The organism is Micromonospora sp. LH3U1, from assembly GCF_028475105.1.
In the GTDB taxonomy this organism is placed as follows: Bacteria; Actinomycetota; Actinomycetes; order Mycobacteriales; family Micromonosporaceae; genus Micromonospora.
Window position 1 is genome coordinate 1,876,174 of the sequence record NZ_CP116936.1, and the last position, 14,282, is coordinate 1,890,455.

Annotated in this window: 13 protein-coding genes and 1 pseudogene; 10 read left to right on the forward strand and 4 right to left on the reverse strand. The window is 70.9% G+C overall.

The window, feature by feature from the left end; translation table 11 throughout:
* Window positions 1-138: 138 nt before the first annotated feature.
* A pseudogene (locus PCA76_RS08710) lies at window positions 139-1,739 on the reverse strand (tetratricopeptide repeat protein).
* Between the two features lie 57 nt (window positions 1,740-1,796).
* Window positions 1,797-2,258, reverse strand: coding sequence for a MarR family winged helix-turn-helix transcriptional regulator (locus PCA76_RS08715; RefSeq protein WP_272616543.1), 462 nt, complete (start codon window positions 2,256-2,258; stop codon window positions 1,797-1,799).
* A 49-nt stretch (window positions 2,259-2,307) separates the two neighbouring features.
* On the opposite strand from PCA76_RS08715, the gene PCA76_RS08720 reads away from it, so the two are divergent.
* Both PCA76_RS08720 and PCA76_RS08725 read left to right on the forward strand, forming a co-directional pair.
* Entirely contained in the window at window positions 2,308-2,829 is a 522-nt protein-coding gene (locus PCA76_RS08720) for a VOC family protein (protein ID WP_272616544.1), read from the forward strand.
* A 24-nt stretch (window positions 2,830-2,853) separates the two neighbouring features.
* Window positions 2,854-3,738 (forward strand): hypothetical protein, encoded by an 885-nt coding sequence (locus PCA76_RS08725; RefSeq protein ID WP_272616545.1) that lies wholly within the window; start codon window positions 2,854-2,856, stop codon window positions 3,736-3,738.
* Window positions 3,739-3,807: 69 nt separating this feature from the next.
* Here PCA76_RS08725 and PCA76_RS08730 read toward each other — a convergent pair whose 3' ends face one another.
* Window positions 3,808-3,987, reverse strand: a complete 180-nt coding sequence (locus PCA76_RS08730) for a DUF4236 domain-containing protein (RefSeq protein WP_030333600.1) — start codon at window positions 3,985-3,987, stop codon at window positions 3,808-3,810.
* A gap of 247 nt (window positions 3,988-4,234) precedes the next feature.
* Between PCA76_RS08730 and PCA76_RS32785 the strand changes: the two genes are divergently transcribed.
* From PCA76_RS32785 to PCA76_RS08760, 7 genes are all read left to right on the forward strand, one after another.
* Window positions 4,235-4,312, forward strand: a complete 78-nt coding sequence (locus PCA76_RS32785) for a putative leader peptide (protein WP_349881247.1) — start codon at window positions 4,235-4,237, stop codon at window positions 4,310-4,312.
* 86 nt (window positions 4,313-4,398) lie between these two features.
* Window positions 4,399-5,430: an ABC transporter substrate-binding protein gene (locus PCA76_RS08735; RefSeq protein ID WP_272616546.1), complete on the forward strand. Its 1,032-nt coding sequence runs from the start codon at window positions 4,399-4,401 to the stop codon at window positions 5,428-5,430.
* On the forward strand, window positions 5,427-6,272 hold the full coding sequence (locus PCA76_RS08740; RefSeq protein WP_272616547.1) for an ABC transporter ATP-binding protein: 846 nt from the start codon (window positions 5,427-5,429) through the stop codon (window positions 6,270-6,272). Before PCA76_RS08735 ends, PCA76_RS08740 begins: the two co-directional genes overlap by 4 nt.
* Entirely contained in the window at window positions 6,265-7,125 is an 861-nt protein-coding gene (locus PCA76_RS08745) for an ABC transporter permease (protein WP_272616548.1), read from the forward strand. The genes PCA76_RS08740 and PCA76_RS08745 overlap by 8 nt, the downstream gene beginning before the upstream one ends.
* An 11-nt stretch (window positions 7,126-7,136) precedes the next feature.
* Window positions 7,137-8,471 (forward strand): LLM class flavin-dependent oxidoreductase, encoded by a 1,335-nt coding sequence (locus PCA76_RS08750; protein ID WP_272616549.1) that lies wholly within the window; start codon window positions 7,137-7,139, stop codon window positions 8,469-8,471.
* A complete protein-coding gene (locus tag PCA76_RS08755) occupies window positions 8,468-9,037 on the forward strand; it encodes a flavin reductase family protein (protein ID WP_272616550.1) in 570 nt (189 codons plus the stop codon). The genes PCA76_RS08750 and PCA76_RS08755 overlap by 4 nt, the downstream gene beginning before the upstream one ends.
* Window positions 9,034-9,657: a malonic semialdehyde reductase gene (locus PCA76_RS08760; RefSeq protein ID WP_272616551.1), complete on the forward strand. Its 624-nt coding sequence runs from the start codon at window positions 9,034-9,036 to the stop codon at window positions 9,655-9,657. The genes PCA76_RS08755 and PCA76_RS08760 overlap by 4 nt, the downstream gene beginning before the upstream one ends.
* A 67-nt stretch (window positions 9,658-9,724) precedes the next feature.
* On the opposite strand, the gene PCA76_RS08765 is transcribed toward PCA76_RS08760, so the two are convergent.
* Window positions 9,725-11,437 (reverse strand): exo-alpha-sialidase, encoded by a 1,713-nt coding sequence (locus PCA76_RS08765; RefSeq protein WP_272616552.1) that lies wholly within the window; start codon window positions 11,435-11,437, stop codon window positions 9,725-9,727.
* 361 nt (window positions 11,438-11,798) lie between these two features.
* On the opposite strand from PCA76_RS08765, the gene PCA76_RS08770 reads away from it, so the two are divergent.
* Window positions 11,799-14,141 (forward strand): beta-galactosidase, encoded by a 2,343-nt coding sequence (locus tag PCA76_RS08770; protein ID WP_272616553.1) that lies wholly within the window; start codon window positions 11,799-11,801, stop codon window positions 14,139-14,141.
* The last annotated feature ends 141 nt before the right edge of the window (window positions 14,142-14,282 follow it).

Here is a 14,282-nt window from a genome sequence, read left to right on the forward strand (position 1 = left end):
AGCAGAGCAAAGGCTGAACGGGGACATACAGCCAGCTGGCTGGTTATGACGCGTTGTGACGGAGAGGCCGTCGGCGGGCAGGTCACGGTAAGTGAGGCAGCCCGCGTGCGCTGGCCGGCAGGTCAGCGTCTGTCCGGATCAGCGGCGGCGGGTGCAGACCTGCGGGGACCTGGCCACGGTGTCGGTGGACCAGGCGACGGCGACGGTGAAGCAGAAGTCGTTGGTGCGGTTGAGCGCGTAGATGACGAAGCTGGTGCTGCCGGCGGGCAGTGTCGCGAAGATGTTGTGGTCCTGGCCCGTGCGGCCACCCGCGATGACCACCGGGCCCTCGCTGCCGGCCGGGTAGGTCCAGTTCAGCGCGATGCTGTCCCGGGTGTCGCGCAGGGTCACCGCGCTGGGCGGGCTGCCGGGCGGCGCCGCGGCGCCGGCCGACGTGGGCGCGGCACCACCCGAGGTCGGCGCGGTGGTGGCCGGTGCGCCGGCGGCGGGGAGCCGCTTGTCGGCGGCGGGGTCGGCTCGTCGTCGTTGCCGACCCGGGCCACCCCGGCGATCACCGCCGCCGCGCCGAGCAGCACCACGACCACGCCGGCCACCAGCACCGGCACCAGCCGGTTGCGCTGCGTCGGCGGCGCCCGGTGCACGGGCACCGGCAGCAGCCGGGACGGCGTGTACGGCTCGAGCGACGTGTACGAGCCAGGCGGCGTGTACGGCTCGGACGGAGCGGCGGGTCGGCGTAGCCGGTACACCCCGGACTGTTCCTCCGTGCCGCCGACCAGCCCGACCACCGACGGGGGCACCGGGGTGTCGGTGGGGTGCGGCGTGGGCTCGTCGACCGGTTCGGGTGGCCACCTCGTGCCCGTCGACCCGACTGGTTCGTCGGCTGGCGTTCGGGGGTTCGGAACCGCCCCGCCGGCCGCCGCCGGGCCGGCGTGGTGTGGCGGAGGCGTCGGCGGGTGGTAGCCGGACTGGGACGGCCCATCGTCGTGCGGGGGGTTGCGAGCGGCCGGCACCACCGGCGCGTCTCGGGCCATGGGTGGGTTGTCGGCGCAGACGTGGTCGGGATTGGCCGCCGCCCGGGCCAGAGCTGCCACCTGCGCTGCCAGCGGGTCGTCAGCGGGCAGGTGCTGCCGGCACAGCTCGCGGGCCAGGGCCAGGTTGTCGTGTGCCTCGGCGAACTGCCCGCAGTCCCGTTGCATCGCCCCGAGCCGCGCCAGCATCTTGATGCCGCTCGGGTGCCCGTCGCCGTACACCTCGCGGTGCAGCTCCCAGGCGTCCTGGAGCCGGTCGCGGGCCACCGTGCACTGGCCGCGGGCGTACTCGACGGTGGCCAGGTCGGCGTGGGCGGCGAGCACCCGCAGCGACTCCGGGCCGTCCTGCGCGGTCAGCTCGATGATGACTTCCTGGTAGAGCCGCGCCGCTCGGGAGTGGCTGCCGACCCGGTGCAGCACCGCGGCCAGGGTCGCGGCGGCGGCCACCGTGCGCGGGTCGGAGCGACCGTGCAGTCGGGTGGTGGCCGCGTACGCGAAGGCGGCCCATCCCCGGGCCGAGTGCGGCTCACCGAGGGCGACGAGCACCCGCGCCTGGAGGCTGGCCGCCTCGGCCAGCTCGGGGGTGGCGTTGGCCGGGCGGGGGTCGGCGTCGGTGAGCGCGTCGGAGAGCAGCTGCTGCGCGCCGGCCAGATCGCCGGATGACACGAGGTGGTGCGCCTGATCAGTCAGTTCACCGAAGCCGGAAGACACGCCCCATCGTGCTCATCTGACGACGGTAAGTACAAGACCCGCGCCGGTGTCGATTGGTCAGGATCCGGTCAGGTGGTCGGCCAAGGTCTCGCTGATTCGGCGCAGTTGGTCGACCTGAGCCGGGCTCAACGCGTCGAACAGGTGCCGGCGTACCCCCTCGACGTGGCCGGGCGCGGCGGCCGCGAGGGTGGCGAAACCCTCGTCGGTGAGCAGCGCGACCTGCCCACGCCGGTCGGTGGGGCATTCCTCGCGACGCACCCATCCGGCTGCCTCCAAGCGGGCGACCGCGTGTGAGAGTCGGCTGCGTGACGACCCGACGGCCTCGGCCAGGTCGCTCATCCGCAGGCGGCGACCGGGGGACTCGGAGAGCCGGACCAGGATCTCGTAGTAGGCGTGCGGCATGCCCGCGTCGCGTTGCAGCTCGCGGTCGAGCGTGTCCATCAGCGCCCGGGAGGCGGCGAGATACGCGCGCCAGGTGCGCTGCTCGTCGGAGTCGAGCCAGCGGGTCATGACCGCCATCATACTCGCAATAGTTGAACGCTCAACTAAAACGCGCTAGCCTTGCGTCATGGGAATCCACAGGCTCAACCACGCGGTCCTCTACGTCAGTGACCTCGCCCGCAGCGTCGCGTTCTACCGGGACGTGCTCGGCTTCCGCCCGGTGGCGATGACCCCGGACGGCTTCCGGGGCGCCACCTTCCTCCAGGCCCCCGACTCCACCAACGACCACGACCTCGGCCTGTTCGAGATCGGTGCCGGTGCCGGGCGTTCGACCGCCGGCCGGGCCACCGTCGGCCTCTACCACCTCGCCTGGGAGGTGGACACCCTCGACGAGCTTGCCGCCACCGCCGAGCGGCTCACCGCCGCCGGTGCCCTGGTCGGCACCTCCGACCACGGCACGACCAAGAGCCTCTACGGGAAGGACCCGGACGGTCTGGAGTTCGAGGTGGTCTGGCTGATCCCCGCCGACCTGCTCGACGACGCCGCGCTGGCCGCCCGCAAGCAGATCGGTCGGCTCGACCTGGACGCCGAGCGGCAGCGCTACGGCGGGCAGACCCGGGGCGGGGTGGGGATCTCCGTCCCGGCCTGACCGGTCGTACGGTAGAACGGACCGATGCCGACCGACCGGACCACTGATTTCCTCCGCGAGCTGCTGGTTCGCCAGCTGACGAGCTGGCTGCCCGCAGCCCTGCACCGCTCCCGGCGGGCCACCATCGCACTCGCGGGCGTCGACGCGGGCGGTGCGGAGGCCGCGCTGCGGCTGGTCGCCGCGCACGGCGACCAGGTGCGCGGCCGGCAGGTGACCGTGCTGGTGCTGGCCGACGGCGCCGCCGACCTGCCGGCCCGACTCGGCCCGATCGAGGCGGAGCTGCCCGCCGAGGTCACCGTGCACCTGCTGCCCGGTGCCCCTTACCGGCTTCCGGTCGCGGTGAAGGCCGCCGGAGCGGCCGGCGCCCCGCTGTTCTCCTTCGTGGACCTGCCCGGCGCGGTGACGCCGAAGCTGCTCACCGCCGCGACCAACGGTCGCACCGGGGAGCTGCTGCTGCACACCGGCGGGAGCGCCCGAGACGCGCTCATCTCCGCCGGTTTCCCCCTTGTCGCCGAGGTGGCACCGGTGCTGCCGGACGGCGAGACGGCCGGTGTGATCGCGTTCGGCAGCCGCTCCGACCGGAGCCTTGAGGCGGTCCGTGACGCGCTCTGGGCGATCGGCGCGGACCTCGACGTGCGCTACGGCGACCCGCTCGACCCGACGGGCACCACGGTCGACGTGGCCGGCGATCCTGACCTCGAACCACTGGCCCGCGAGCTGCTGGCCGAGCTGCGTGCGGGCGGGTCGCGGCCGGTCACCGAGCTACGCCGGCACACTCTCACCGCGACCGTCTACCGTGCCGCCGACGCCAACCGGGCGCTCGCCGACCTGCTCGACGCGGGTGACGTGCGGCGCGACCGCGAGTCCGGCAGGCTGGCCGGCGACGAGATCATCACACTGGCGCGCTGAGCGCCCCACCCCACAGACGCCGAGCGGGGTGCCGGTGAATCACCGGCACCCCGCTCGACTCCCGGGATGCTACGACCGGGACTTGTCCTGCTTCCAGGACAGCGGACCCGGCAGGTCGACCCGGTGCGCCCGCGCCTTGGAGTTCCAGGACCAGCGCCCGATCTTGATGCTCCACGAGGAGAAGCCGTTCTCGGTGAAGTTCAGGATGATCGGACCGTACTTCTTGCGCTTGCGAAACATGAGGCCCATCGGAGGACTCCCCTCGTCACCGTTCCCTGCCGTGTCGAGATCGAACATTCCCGCACCGGCAACATTTGAAACCCTCTCAATGTCCGCTCTGGACGATGACTGTCGCGCACCTGAATCCCTATTCAACAGATAGGTGTTGCGCCAAGGTAAACGCTGCTAGGAGCGCTTCGTAACATAGGCAGCGATACAAGTCTCACCTTCTGGAAGACCGTTGACCGGTCGATCCCGCCCCCGGCAACATGAGGTCATGTCGCAGCGGGATGAGCTTCTCCTCACCGCTCGTGTGCACGTCGACCTGGTCCGGCACGCGAGCGCGCTCTGTTGAGCTGACCGGTTCATCCGGCTCGGCTCCAGCGCCGCACTCCCACCCGGCGTCCTTGTTCCCATCGTGGACAGATCAGGAGACTTCTCATGTCCCCACCCCGTCGCGCCCTCCTGCGTACCCTCGCCATCGCTGCCGCACTGGCTCTGCTCACCGCTACCGCCGGCTGCGGCGGCGACGCCGCAGCCGGCGGTAGCCAGGCCAACGAGCTGCGTTACCAGGGCTCGGTCGGTCAGGTCACCCTCCCCGAACTCGCCGCCGACCTCGGCTACCTCGGCGACGTTCGGCTCAACTGGATCGGCAACGTCACCGGCGGTCCGCAGGACATCCAGGCCACCGCCACCGGGCAGAGCGACTTCGGCGGCGCGTTCAACGGCGCCATCGTCAAGCTCGCCGCCGCCAACGCCCCGATCACCGCCGTGGTCAGCTACTACGGCTCCGACGCGCAGAGCTTCCAGGGCTACTACGTGCTCGACGACAGCCCGATCCGTGGCCCCCGCGACCTGATCGGCAAGAAGATCGGCATGAACACCCTCGGCGCGCACGCCGAGGCTGTGCTCAAGACCTGGCTCGCTCGCGGCGGGCTCACCCCCGCCGAGATCAAACAGGTCGAGCTGGTCGCCCTGCCGCCGGTCAACACCGAGCAGTCGCTGCGGCAGAAGCAGATCGACGTCGCGGTGCTCGGCGGGGTGATCCGGGACAAGGCGATCGCCGGCGGCGGCATCCGCACCATCTTCACCGACTACGAGCTGCTCGGCGCGTTCAGCGGTGGCACGTACGTCTTTCGCGACGACTTCATCAAGCGCAACCCGGAGACCGTCAAGGCGTTCGTCGGCGGCGTCGGCAAGGCCATCGAGTGGGCCCGCACCCAGCCCCGGGAGACCGTGGTCGCCCGGATGCGGGACATCATCACCAAGCGGGGCCGCAACGAGGACCCGTCACTTGTCGCGTACTGGAAAAGTAGCGGCGTCGCCGGCCGCGGCGGCGTGATCGACGAGCAGGAGTTCGGCACGTGGATCGACTGGCTCGCCGCCGAGGGTGAGCTCAAGGGCGACCGGCCGAAGCCAGGCGACATCTACACCAACCGGTTCAACCCCTTCGTGGACGGCGGCGGCGCGTGAGCACCGACAAGATCCTCTTCGACCGGGTGACCAAGACCTTCCCGGTCCGCGCCACCCGGCGCGGCACCGCCGGCGCGGTCACCGCGCTGGACCAGGTGACCCTCGGGGTACGTCCCGGCGAGTTCCTGGTCGTCGTCGGCCCCAGCGGCTGCGGCAAATCCACCCTGCTCGACCTGCTCGGTGGGCTCACCCAGCCGACCGCAGGGCAGGTGCTCGTCGACGGCCGGCCCGTCACCGGCCCCGGCCTGGACCGGGGCATCGTCTTCCAGCAGTACGCGCTGCTGCCCTGGCGCACCGCCGCCGGCAACGTCGCGTTCGGGCTGGAGGCCAAGAGAGTGCCCCGGGCCGAGCGTGCCGCCCTGATCGAACACCACCTGGACCTGGTGGGCCTGCGCGGCTTCGCCGACCGCTACCCGCACGAGCTGTCCGGCGGGATGAAACAGCGGGTCGCCATCGCCCGCAGTCTCGCGTACGACCCGGACGTGCTGCTGATGGACGAGCCGTTCGCCGCCCTGGACGCGCAGACCCGCGACTCGTTGCAGGACGAGCTGGTGCGGATCTGGGCCCGCACCGGCAAGACCATCGTGTTCATCACCCACGGCATCGACGAGGCCGTGTACCTCGGTCAGCGGGTGGCGGTGCTGACCTCCCGGCCCGGACGACTGAAAGAGGTCATCGACATCGACCTCGGCGACCGGGACGCGGTGGAGGACGTCCGCTCCACCGACGCGTTCCGCCACCACCGGCACCAGATCTGGACCCTGCTGCGCGATGAGGTGCGCGCCGCCCAGGCGGCCGAAGGCACCGGCGTCAGCCACACCGAGGAGGCCCGCGTTGGTTGACATCGCCGAACGTCACACTCGACTCGTACCCGCCGTGCCCTCGGCGGCGGCCGAGCGCGCTGGTCCCGGCCTGGCCGGTCGGCTGCTCGGCGTCGGCGGGAGGGTGCTGCACCGCACCGTCGCCATCGCTGCGCTGGCCGCGATCTGGGAGGGCGCACCCCGGCTGGGGCTGGTGGACCGGGTCTTCCTGCCCCCGCTGTCCGAGGTGCTGGTGGCCTGGTGGGAGTTGCTGCGCAGCGGGCAGCTCGCCGAGCACGTCGGGGCGAGCCTCACCCGGTCACTGGCCGGGCTCGGCCTGGCGGTGCTCACCGCCATCCCCCTCGGGCTGCTGATCGGCTGGTACCGGCCGCTCGCCGAGCTGCTCAGCCCGCTGCTGGAGGTGTTCCGCAACACCGCCGCGCTGGCCCTGCTGCCGGTGTTCGTGCTCATCCTCGGCCTGGGGGAGACCTCCAAGATCGCCCTGGTGCTGTACGCGTGCTCCTGGCCGATCCTGCTGAACACCATCGCCGGCGTGAAGGGCGTCGACCCGCTGCTGATCCGATCGGCCCGCTCGATGGGGCTCAACCACCTGCGGCTGTTCCAGAAGGTGATCCTGCCGGCTGCGGTGCCGACCATCTTCACCGGAGTCCGGCTGGCCGGGGCGTACTCGATCCTGGTGCTCGTCGCGGCCGAGATGGTCGGCGCGAAGGCCGGCCTCGGCTACCTCATCAACTACGCGCAGTACAACTTCGCGATTGCCGACATGTACTCCGGGATCATCACGATCTCCGCCATCGGCCTGGTCGTCAACCAGCTCCTCGTCGCCCTCGAACGCCACTTCTCCACCTGGCGCGTCGACGTCTCCGCCGGATAGGACAGACACCAATGACTCGTACCCTGCACCTCAACGCGTTCCTGATGGGCGTCGGCCACCACGAGGCCGCCTGGCGGCACCCCCGCACCGACCCGCGTCGGGTCACCGACGTGCGGCACTTCCAGGAGTTGGCCCGCATCGCCGAGCGCGGCACCCTCGACTCGCTCTTCCTCGCCGACGGGCTCTCGGTCGGGCCGAACCCCCGGCACAACATCCAGGCCGTCTTCGAACCGCTGACCCTGCTCGCCTCGCTGGCCGCGGTGACCGAGCACATCGGTCTCATCGCGACGGTCTCCACCACCTACAACGAGCCGTTCCACGTCGCCCGCAAGTTCGCCTCACTGGATCATCTCAGTGGCGGCCGGGCCGGCTGGAACATCGTCACCTCCGCTCAGGAGCGGGAGGCGGTCAACTTCAACCGGGACAGCCACCCCGCGCACGCCGACAGGTACCGCCGGGCCGCCGAGTTCGTCGACGTGGCGGTCAAGCTCTGGGACAGCTGGGAGGACGACGCGCTGGTCTTCGACACCGGCGCGGGGGTGTTCGCCGACACCGAGCGGGTGCACGAGGTGGCGCACCGGGGGCCGGAGTTCCAGGTCCGCGGCCCGCTGAACATCCCTCGTGGGCCGCAGGGACGACCGCTGCTCGTGCAGGCCGGCTCGTCGCCGGACGGAATCGCTTTCGCCGCCCGCTACGCCGAGGCGGTCTTCACCGCCCAGCAGACCCTCGCCGACGGGCAGGGCTTCTACGCCGAGCTGCGTCGGCAGGTCACCGCCGCCGGCCGGGACCCCGACCTGGTGAAGGTCCTGCCCGGCATCGCGCCGGTGATTGGCGGCACCGAGGCCGAGGCGCGGGCGCTCGCCGCCGAGTTGGAGGAACTGATCGTCCCGGACTACGCGCTCGCCCAGCTCTCCGGCATGCTCGGCATCGACCTCGCCGGCCTGCCGCTGGACGGGCCGCTGCCGGAGCTGCCGGCCGCCGGGACCGTGCAGGCCCACCAGAGCCGCTACCAGCTCGTCACTGAACTGGCCCGTCGGGAACGGCTCACCATCCGGCAGCTCATCGGCCGGCTCGGCGGCGGCCGGGGCCACCGGGTCGTCGTCGGAACGCCGGAGCAGATCGCCGACCAGATCGAGCTGTGGTTCACCGAGGGCGCCGCCGACGGCTTCAACATCAGGCCGCCGCACCTGCCTGGCGGGCTTGCCGACTTCGTGGACCACGTCGTGCCGGTGCTGCGCACCCGCGGGCTGTTCCGCACCGAGTACACCGGGCAGACCCTGCGCGAGCACTACGGCCTGCCTCGACCGGCCAGCGCGTACGCCGCGTCGGCCCTGGTGTCGGCGTGACCACCGTCGAGCGTCCGACGACGGACGCCGCCGAGCTGCAACCGGTGGACCGGGATCTGTTCCGCGCGCTGCTGCGCCGGCAGGCCACCAGCGTCACGGTGGTCACCGCCGTCGCCCGCGCCACCGACCCGGTCTGCCTGGGCGGGATCGGCGCGCCGATCCGAGCTGGGTTCACCGCCACCTCGTTCACGTCGGTCTCCCTGGACCCGCCGCTGGTCTCGTTCTGCCTCGGCGTCGACTCGTCGAGTTGGCCGGTGCTGGCCCGCGCCGAACATGTCGCGGTGCACCTGCTGAGCGCGGGGCAGCGGGACGCCGCGGCGGTCTTCGCCACCAGCGGCATCGACCGGTTCACCGCGTACCCGTACTGGACGCCAGGGCCGTTCGGGGTGCCGCTGCTGACCGGAGTGCTGGCTCGGCTGCTCTGCCGGGTGGTGCGCCGGGTGCCGGCCGGCGACCACACGCTGGTGATCGCCGAGCCGTTGGCACTCGGCGACGGCGGGAACGGTGCGCCGCTGGTGCACCACCAGGGCGGCTACACCACCGCGGTTCCCTTGGTCCCGTCGTGACGGCACCAACCACATCGGACCTGCTCGCGTTGGATCGGGCGGCCCAGGACCTGTTGTTCAGGGCGGCGCGCACGGCCAACACGTTCACCGACGAGCCGGTCACCGATGATCAGGTCGCGGCGATCCACGACCTGATCCGGTACGGGCCGACCGCGTACAACGGGCAGCCGCTGCGGGTGCTGCTGCTGCGCTCGCCAAAGTCCCGGGCGCGGCTGCTGCCGTACCTGTCCAGCGGTAACCGGGCCAAGACGGCCAGCGCCCCGCTGACCGCGCTCCTCGCCGCCGACGTGGACTTCCACGAGCGGCTGCCCGAGCTGTATCCGCACCGCCCGCAGGCCCGGGACTGGCTCGCGGACCGGGAGGCGCGAGCCGAGCAGGCCCGGTTCAACGCGACCCTCCAGATCGGTTACCTGATCGTGGGTGTACGCGCGGCGGGTCTCGCCGCAGGCCCGATGGCGGGCTTCGACGCCGGAGGCGTCCAGCGGGAGTTCTTCCCCGACGGTCGCCACGAGGTGCTGCTCCTGCTCAACCTCGGGCATCCGGGCCCGGATGCGTGGCACCCCCGCCTGCCCCGGCTGGACACCGGGGAGGTGATCCGCACCCTGGACGACGCCGGGTGAGCCTGACAACGACGGGACCGTCCCCGGTGCCAGCGCAGCGCCGGCACCGGGGACGGGGGTTTCCGGGTCAGGCCCCCTTGACCCAGTCGAGGGTGAAGCGGGCGAAGAAGATGCCTCCGGTGCCACCCACCTCGTACAGGTTGCCGATCGTCCCGTCGGACAGCACGGCCATCGTGGAGTAGCCCGCGCCGCCCGGCTTGACCAGCGCCTTGGCCGGCCAGCTGGCGCCGTCGTCGGTGGAGAGCCGGACGGTGAGGTCGTTGCGCGAGGTCGGGTTCGCGTTGTTGCTGAACAGCGCGGTCCGCGTCCGCACCGGCGCGCCGTTCGTGCCCACCTCCGACGGACGCAGGTAGGACACCTCGTCGGCGTTGCAGAGCGGATCGGTCAGCACGGCGCTGGCCGTGGCCGGGCCGAACGTCACGCCGCCGTCGGTGGACGTGGAGTAGAACCGGCTACGGGTGCTGTTGTGCCGCATGTTCTGCACGATCGCCCCGGTGCCGCGCTCGATCGCCTTGCTCTCGTTGATGTTCCCGCCGGCGGGTCCACCGCGCCGCCACGTCGCGCCGTTGTCGTCGCTGTAGATGTTGCCGGTCTGGGTGAGACCGGCCGCGTCCCGGTAGACGAACGGCTGGATCAGGCGCCCGGAACTGCTCTGGATGCCGTGACCGGAGGAGAAGAACGCCTGCTGCCACGTCGCCACCTTGATCGTCGGGTTCAGCTCCACCGGGGCACTCCAGGTGGCGCCGTTGTCCCTGCTGGTGATGTATTGCAGGTGCAGGCTGTTCGGGTCGTTGGCGGTGTTGAGACCGGACGAGCCGGACCAGAAGCTGATGCCCGGCTTGGGGGAGTAGGTGTAGAAGCAGTAGACGACGCCGGTCTTGCGGTCCACCAGCAGACTGGGGTCCCCGGCTCCCTCGCTGATGGTGGCGGGGGCGTGGATGATGCGCGGCTGATCGAAGGTCCGGCCGCCGTCGGTGCTGCGGGTCATGGCGATCTGGATGTTGTTGGTGCCGCCACCCAGGTCGTACTGGCCGTTGACCCGGGCGTCGGCGACGGCGATGACGGTGCCGTTGTTGGTGACCGCCATGCCGGGGATGCGTACCGAGGCGGCGGTGCCGTCGTAGCGCCCGCTGGCACCGTTGAGGTTGCGGATGACGCTCTGCGTGGTCAGCACCGCCGTGTTGTTCATTTGGGGGGTGCCGGCGGTCAGGCCGCACCCGGCGGTACCCCGCAGGGTGGTGTCGAAGCCGGGGGCGGTGACCCGCAGGGTGTACGCGGTGCCGGCGCCGACCGTCCAGTAGTGCAGGTAGTTGCTCCCGGCGGCGATGGTGCGGGTCCACGGCGATCCGGTGCGCCCCGGCCACGTGACGGTGAAGTCCCGGGCGGTCGTGGTGCGGTTCTCCAGCGCGAGCTGGAGCCGGCCGGCGGTGCAGTCGTAGCTGGTCAGCGCGGACATGCCGGTGCCACAGTGGAAGATGCCGGCGGAGGTGTCGTCCAACCCGGTCGGGGTGATCGTCCGCAGGGTGTACGCGGTGCCCGCCGGGAGGGTCCAGTACAGCTCGCTGCTGCTGCTGCCGGCGGCGACCGTCCGGGTCCAGGGGGAGTTCGTGCGGCCCGGCCAGGTGACGGTGAAGGTCTGCGCGGTGGTGCTGCCGTTGGTGAGCAACAGGTTGAGCCGGCCGGTCGTGCAGTCGGCGCTGGCGGTGGCGCTCACGCCGGCGGGGGCGGCGTGAGCTGGCGTAGCGGGCAGGATCGCGGCCACGCCGAGGACGGCGGCCACGACCGCTATCACTCGGCGCGGTAGTGCTCGGACAGGAGACACAGGATTCCTTCCGGGGGCGGGGGTGCGAACGGGGGAAGTCAGCCATAAGACGTCGGATATCTGACGTCGTGACGCTAACCGGACGCAGCGCGGATCGTCAATAGATCAACCCGCAGGGGGGCGGGGAGGTACTGATGTCCTGGATGGACGGTATCGCCAGCGGGGTGCCTGATAAAAGGTGCTGGATCGAGCGCAGATATTTACATCATGTTGCGTCGTCTGGCAGGCTCGAATACATCGACCACCTTCGTCATTCCGGCGATCGGGCCCGTCCCCGGCCCGTGACCGCCGCCGGCGATGCCTGTCCGAAGGAGACTCCATGGAACGGCGCCAACTCCTCACCCTCGGTGTGCTCAGTCCGTTTGCGGCGATGCTGACATCGGGCGGCCCGGCCAGTGCTGCGGCCGCGGCGCAGACCTTCGGGTTCTCTACCGACGGCAGCAACTTCCTGCTCGACGGCCAGCCATTCCAGATCCGCAGCGGCGAGATGCACCCGGCCCGCATCCCGGTGCAGTACTGGCGGCACCGGATCCAGATGGCCAAGGCGATGGGCATGAACACGATCGCCATCTACGTGATGTGGAACCACGTCGAGGAACGGCCCGGCGTCTTCGACTTCACCACCGATCGGCGCGATATCGCCGGCTTCATCAGGCTGTGCCAGGCCGAAGGGATGTACGTCCTGCTGCGCCCGGGCCCCTACGTCTGCGGCGAATGGGACCTCGGCGGTATACCGCCGTACCTGCTGAGGAACACGGGCATCAGGTTGCGGGTCCGCACCGCCTCCGACCCGAACTACATGGCGGCGGTCACGCGCTACGTCAACGCGCTCGCCGCGCTCGTCAAGCCGCTCATGGTGGCCAACGGAGGACCGATCCTGATGGTCCAGATCGAGAACGAGTACGGGTCGTACGGCAACGACGTCGTCTACCTCGAAGAACTGCGTCAGCTGTGGCTGCGGGCCGGGATCACCGGACCGTTCTACACGGAGGACGGCCTCGGCCAGGTGCAGGGCAACCGTACGGTCGTCACCGGCGGCGCGATCGCGCTCAGCGGTGGTGACGCCGCGGCCATCGCCGCGGCACGCCAGTCCTTCCCGACCGTTCCGGCCATGTCCGGCGAGCTCTACCCGGGCTGGTTGACCCACTGGGGCGACGGCGGCTTCGCCGGATCCAACACCGACATCTCCACGCAGTTGCGGGGCCTGATGGCAGGCAAGCTGTCGTTCAACCTCTACATGATTCACGGTGGCACGAACTTCGGATACTCAGCCGGTGCGAACGCCGCCGACAACGGGTCCGGCTACCAGGCGGACATCACCAGCTACGACTACGGGGCACCGATCAACGAACAGGGCGGCCCGGCCCGCCTGTACCCCGCCTACCGCGAGATCATCGGCACGGCTCTCGGGGTGACGCTGCCGGCCGTACCGGCGCCGATTCCCACCATCGTGCGTACCGGCAGCCAGGCGGTGGTGCCGGCGCCGTACGCCTCGCTGTGGGACAACCTGCCGGCCGCGCTGCCGACGCAGACGAATCCACAACCCATGGAGATGTACGGCCAGAACTCCGGCTTCATGCTCTACCGCCGTGTCCTGTCCGGCTACACCCGGGGCACGCTGGACATCAGGTCGGTGCGTGACTACGCGACGGTGTTCCTCGACGGCGTCTACCAGGGCGGCCTGTCCCGAAGCAACCTCGCGGCGGCCTACACGACTCCGCTCGGGATCACCGTGCAGGACGTGCCACTGCCGTTGAAGACCTCGGCGAGCGGCAGTCCCACGCTCGACATCCTGGTGGAGGGCATGGGTCGGAACAACTACGGCCAGGCCCTCGTCGACCGCAAGGGCATCACGGAGCGGGTGTCGCTGGTCGACGCGGGCACGTTGACCGGCACGTTGACCGGATGGCAGACCCACCTGCTGCCTATCGACGAGGCGTTCGTGGCCGGGCTCAGGCCGGTGATCGGCAACAGCTCGCGGCCCGGCATCTTCTTCAAGGCCACCGTGAACCTCACCCAGACCGGCGACACGTACCTCGACATGTCCCGGTGGACCAAGGGCGTGGTCTGGGTCAACGGGCGCAACCTGGGCCGCTACTGGAAGGTGGGGCCGCAGCAGCGGCTCTACTGCCCGGCGCCGTGGCTGCGGGTCGGCGCAAACGAGATCGTCGTCTTCGACCTGCATCAGGTGCAGGCGCAGCCGATCACCTTCGAAGCCACGTTGAGTGGGCAGTCGGGCGCCATCCGCCACACGGTGGTCAACCGGGCCAGCGGCAAGGCCCTCGACGTGCCGGACCTGTCCCGGGTCACCGGCGTGCAGTTGATCCAGTGGACCCCCAACGGCGGGACCAACCAGGCGTGGTTGATGGCTGGCGCGGTGGGTGGCGTCACCACGATGACCAGCGTCAACTCAGGCTTGCTCGCGGACGTCGAGGCCGGCTCCACGGCGGAGGGGGCGCGGGTCATCCAGTGGACCGCGACCGGCGGCGGCAACCAACAGTGGCGGGTCGTCACCGCCTCCGGCGACTTCGTGAAGCTCGTCAACGTGCAGACCGGCAAGGTCCTGGCCGTGGCCGGCGGGGCGACCACCAACGGGGCCGCGATCGTGCAGCAGAGCGACACCGGTAGCGCCTCCCAGCACTGGCGGCTCACTCCGGCCTGATGCCCGTGGGCGACACGGCGACGACCTGGCCGGTGGTGCGGCCGGGGGCGGTGAGGACCGGTCGGGTGACCACCTTCGGCGCGGCGGCCGAACAGGTCGCCTACCGGCCCTCGCCGCCGTGGCGCGGTACGGGACCTTGCA

What these genes read in the sequence shown, in the direction of transcription:
- PCA76_RS08715 (WP_272616543.1), bottom strand. Translation starts at nt 2,258, where the DNA reads ATGGCGGTCATGACCCGCTGGCTCGACTCCGACGAGCAGCGCACCTGG.
- PCA76_RS08720 (WP_272616544.1), top strand. Translation starts at nt 2,308, where the DNA reads ATGGGAATCCACAGGCTCAACCACGCGGTCCTCTACGTCAGTGACCTC.
- PCA76_RS08725 (WP_272616545.1), top strand. Translation starts at nt 2,854, where the DNA reads ATGCCGACCGACCGGACCACTGATTTCCTCCGCGAGCTGCTGGTTCGC.
- PCA76_RS08730 (WP_030333600.1), bottom strand. Translation starts at nt 3,987, where the DNA reads ATGGGCCTCATGTTTCGCAAGCGCAAGAAGTACGGTCCGATCATCCTG.
- PCA76_RS32785 (WP_349881247.1), top strand. Translation starts at nt 4,235, where the DNA reads ATGTCGCAGCGGGATGAGCTTCTCCTCACCGCTCGTGTGCACGTCGAC.
- PCA76_RS08735 (WP_272616546.1), top strand. Translation starts at nt 4,399, where the DNA reads ATGTCCCCACCCCGTCGCGCCCTCCTGCGTACCCTCGCCATCGCTGCC.
- PCA76_RS08750 (WP_272616549.1), top strand. Translation starts at nt 7,137, where the DNA reads ATGACTCGTACCCTGCACCTCAACGCGTTCCTGATGGGCGTCGGCCAC.
- PCA76_RS08770 (WP_272616553.1), top strand. Translation starts at nt 11,799, where the DNA reads ATGGAACGGCGCCAACTCCTCACCCTCGGTGTGCTCAGTCCGTTTGCG.